We start from the raw sequence: 4,252 nt of genomic DNA, 5'->3' as shown, positions 1-4,252 counted from the left end.
ATCCGCGGGAGGGTGTGGACACCACCCTGTGCGATTAGCGGACCTTGTGCGCCCACCTTGACGCAGACTAACCCCCTGCAATATGATAGCGACGGGATTTATCTTGACCAGGGATTCCCGGGGCGTCAACATGGCCGATTTCATCCGCGCGGAATGCGACGTTTTGGTCCTCGGTGGCGGGGCCGCGGGCTGCCTGGCCGCGCTCCGTTTGAAGGAGCTCGAGCCCGGCCTGCGGGTCGTCCTCCTGGAGCAGGCCGCCCTCGAGCGCTCCGGCCGACTCGGCCCCGGTCTGGCCGTCCTCTCCCCCTGCCTCCACCACGACGAGTCCGCCGAGTCCTTCCTCGCCCACCTGGAGACGATAGGGCGCGGCCTGGTGGAAGGGGCGATGGTCCGGCCCCTGCTGGAGCGGAGCGCCGAGGTGCTCGACCGCCTGATCCGGTTGGGGCTGCCCGTTGAGATGAAGGATTCCGAGCCCGCGCGGGCCGGGCGCTGGGGCGTTCCCTGCCGCGGCGGGGACCTGAAGCCGCTCCTGGCCCACGGACTGGCCGAGGCCGGGGTGGACACCCTCGAGCACGTCGCCGCCACCGGTCTCTGCGTGACCGGCAAGCGGGTTGCGGGCGCCACCGGTTTCCACGTCCGCAGCGGCGTCTTTCACGTCATCGGCGCCCGGGCGGTGCTCTTGGCCGCCGGGGCGACGGAGGGCCTCTACCGCTCCCCCCTGGCGGAATCGAGCCCCCACCGCGCCGCGGCGTCGCCCTTCAACGACGGCTCGGGTCCGGCCCTGGCCCTGCGGGCCGGGGTGGAGCTCACCGGGCTGGAGCACCGCTCCCAGACCGTCGTCCTGGCCGGTTCCCGGGCGCCGGTGGAGATTCTGGTCGAGGAGTACGGCCTGCCGGTCTTCAACGCGCGGGGCGAGGCGCTGCCCTTTGCGGGGGCGGACGGCCTGGCCTCGGCGGTGCTAGCGGCGGAGAACGCGGGTCTCGGACCCTGCCGCGTCGAAACCACCGGCCTGTCGGCCGGGGAGGCGAAACGGATCGTCGCCCGCTACCTGGAGAGTCACCCCGTCGCCGCGCTGGGCTGGGTGGCCGAGGGGGTGTCGCCCAGGGACGAGCCTTTGGAAATCGCCCTGTCCGAGCCCGCCGTGGGTGGGCTGGACTCGCCGGGCGGCGTGGCCGTGGACCCGGACCGGCGCACCGCCCTGACCGGTCTCTACGCCGCCGGGGAGACGGCGGGGGGGACGTCGGGGAAGGGCGTCGTCGGGGTTTTCGCCGAGGCGCTCCTCGCCGGAGAGACCATCGCGGGCGACCTGGAGCGCCTGGAATGCGCCGAGCTCGACGAGGAGTGGCTGGTCTCGGAGAGCCGCAGGGTCGAGGAGCCGCTCCTCCGCCTCTCCCGCGTGGGCGACGGGGTGGACCCCAACGACATCGAGCAGCGGATGCGGCGGGTGATGGACGCTTACGCCGGGGGGCGGTCCGCCGGGTTCCGGGTCGAGGTGGAGCTTTTAGGAATGTGCCGGACCGAGCTGGAGAAGCTCACGGAGCAGGTTCCCTTCCTCGTCTGCAGCTCGAACCACGACGCCGTGCTGTGCCTGCGCGCCCGTAACCGGCTCCTCGTGGCCCGGGCCCTGGTGGAGCACCTGCTCGCACATACCGAGGATTGCAACCGCCCGATCCTCTCCCACCTCAACCCGCAGACCGGCGAACCGACGATAAACCGATGACCCAACCGCTGAAACTTCTGCACGTCCGCGGCGATCTCCTCTCGACCTGGCTGATGGCCAAGTTCCTCCCCCTGGAGGAGTCGGGGTTCCAGCAGAGTTGCATTCTCCGCCGCGACAACCGGTTCCCCACTCCCGAGGGCTTCCCGCTCGGGCTGATCCGTTTGCGCGGCACCGCGAGCATCGGGGACGTGGTGAGCGGCCTGTGGCTCAGAAACCTCCTCGTAAGCCGGAGCTTCGAGCGCGAGTACTGCTATGGGCTGGAACGCCACCTGACGGACTTCGATCTGATCCGTTCGGCTGAAATCCACTACCCCTTCACCTGGCAGTGCGTCCGCGCCCACCGCCGAGGCCTGGCGCCGCCGGTGGTGGTGACGGTCCACGAGAACATCCCCCACATCTGGGGTTACAAGCCGAAGGCCCGCGCTTTCATCGAGGAGACGCGCCGCGGGGCGGGCCTTTTCATCGCCGTCAGCCGGTACTCGGCCCAGCTCTGCCGGCAGGAGGGCATCGAGGAGAAGCGGATTCGGGTGGGCGGGAACGCCGTGGACCTGGAGCGTTTCCATCCCGGTGAAGCCGACCCGTCGCTCAGGAGTGAACTGGCCGCCGACCCGGAAAGCTTTTTGCTGCTGATCCTGGGTCGCCTCACCTGGGAGAAGGGGCAGCGGGACCTGATCCACGCCGTCCAGGCCCTGCGGCTCCGGGGCGTGCGGGTTTCCGCCGCGGTGGTCGGCACCGGTGAGGACGGGGGTTGGCTGCGCCGGTTAATCAGCCTGTACGGTCTGGGCGACGCGGTACGACTGATCGGCGGTTTTCCCCACGACCGGGTGCCCGCACTCCTACGCAGTGTGGACTGCCTGGTCCAACCCTCCCTGCCCGCGCCGCGCTGGCAGGAGCAGTTCGGGATGGCGGCCCTGGAGGCCATGGCGTGCGGTAAACCAGTCATCACCACGCCGACGGGCGGTATCCCCGAGGTGGTGGGGGACGCCGGGCTGTACTTCACGCCGGGTAAATACACCGAGCTGGCGGAGCTTATCGAGAGGCTCGAATCGGAGCCCGACCTGCGCGACGACCTGGCGGGTCGGGGGCGGGAGAGAGCCCGTCTGTTCAGCCTGCCCGTCATCGCCGGACGCTATGCCGAGTACTTCCGTGAGGCCGCCCGGGGGTGAGGCCTTGACGCCCCCGGAGGGCCTCGGTATCCTTGTACCCGTCAGAGGGCATTGACCCGCAACCGGGGGTGTGAATTTGGCCAAGATGCGCGTCGGCATCCTCACCGGCGGGGGCGACTGCCCCGGCCTGAACGCCGTCATCCGGGCCGCCGTCCGCCGCGGCGTCACCGTCCACGACTACGAGTTCCTGGGGATACGAAAAGGCTGGCTGGGGCTGGTCCACCGCGACACCGTCCCCCTGGGCCTCGCCGAGGTGGAGGAGATACTGCCCCTCGGCGGGACGATTCTGGGTTCCAGCCGCACCAACCCCTTCGGCAAGAACGCCGAGGAAGAGGTTCCGGCCTGCGAGCGGAATTTTGGCGAGCTGGGGCTGGGCGCCCTTCTGGCCATTGGCGGCGACGACACCCTGGGGGTGGCGCGAAATTTCTCCGACCGCGGGCTGCCCATGGTCGGCGCGCCGAAGACCATTGACAACGACCTCTCCGGCACCGACTTCACCTTCGGCTTCTGGACCGCCATCGAGCGGGTGATGTGCGCCCTGGACGACCTGCGGACCACCGCCAAGAGCCACGAGCGCATCTTCATCGTGGAGGCCATGGGCCGGCACGCGGGGTGGATTGCCGGCTACGGCGGCGCGGCCGGCGCGGCGGACTACATCCTCACCCCCGAGGGGGCCTTCAGCCTGGACGAGGTCCTGTGGAGCCTCCGGCGCCGGTGGGAGGCGGGGTACCGCTACGCCGTGGTGGTGGTGGCCGAGGGGGCCGAGTGGCAGGGGCGGGAGGTGTACCAGAAGGACCTGCCCAAGGACGAGTTCGGTCACGTCTACCTGGGCGGGATCGGGTTCGAGCTGTCGAAGGCGGTGGGCCAGGCGCTGGCGCCCGAGTTCGGCCGCAAGGCGGGGGACCTGACCCGCCACGTGGTCCTCTCGCACCTCCAGCGCGGCGGCACCCCCTGCGCCTACGACCGCATCCTGGGCACCCGTTTCGGCGCGGCCGCCGTGGACTTGATCGCCGCCAAGAAGTTCGGCTACATGGTCGCCCTGGCCGGCAACGCCATCGTCCCGGTGGAGATAACCGACGCGGTGAGCGTGACGAAGAGGCTGGACCAGGATTTCCTGGACCTGGCGCGGAACTTCTTCTACTAGCCAAACGCCGCCCCGAGCCGTAGGGGTGATCGTCCACGGTCGCCCGTGGTCCCCCCTCTCCCCGTGGGAGCGGCTCGCCTACGGGTCGGGGTGAGGGGCAAACGTGCGGGGTACAGAGCCCCCGACCTACGTAGTCTGATTGGATAGTGTGTCACCCTCGTAGGGGCCGACCTTAAGGTCGGCCCGCGGCCCCCCTCTCCCTGTGGGAGAGGGGATGGGGGT

Annotated in this window: 3 protein-coding genes; all 3 read left to right on the top strand. The window is 70.1% G+C overall.

Annotated elements, in window-relative coordinates:
* Window positions 1–103 precede the first annotated feature (103 nt).
* The 3 genes from NTW26_09040 (at window position 104) to NTW26_09030 (ending at window position 4,030) form a co-directional block, all read left to right on the top strand.
* On the top strand, window positions 104–1,720 hold the full coding sequence (locus NTW26_09040; protein ID MCX7022399.1) for an FAD-binding protein: 1,617 nt from the start codon (window positions 104–106) through the stop codon (window positions 1,718–1,720).
* Window positions 1,717–2,886, top strand: coding sequence for a glycosyltransferase family 4 protein (locus NTW26_09035; GenBank protein ID MCX7022398.1), 1,170 nt, complete (start codon window positions 1,717–1,719; stop codon window positions 2,884–2,886). The genes NTW26_09040 and NTW26_09035 overlap by 4 nt, the downstream gene beginning before the upstream one ends.
* Before the next feature lie 85 nt (window positions 2,887–2,971).
* Entirely contained in the window at window positions 2,972–4,030 is a 1,059-nt protein-coding gene (locus NTW26_09030; protein MCX7022397.1) for an ATP-dependent 6-phosphofructokinase, read from the top strand.
* The last annotated feature ends 222 nt before the right edge of the window (window positions 4,031–4,252 follow it).

This window comes from bacterium (assembly GCA_026398675.1).
Classification (GTDB): Bacteria; RBG-13-66-14; RBG-13-66-14; order RBG-13-66-14; family RBG-13-66-14; genus RBG-13-66-14.
The sequence above is the reverse complement of the archived record's forward strand: the minus strand, read 5'-3'. Positions and strand labels throughout refer to the sequence as shown.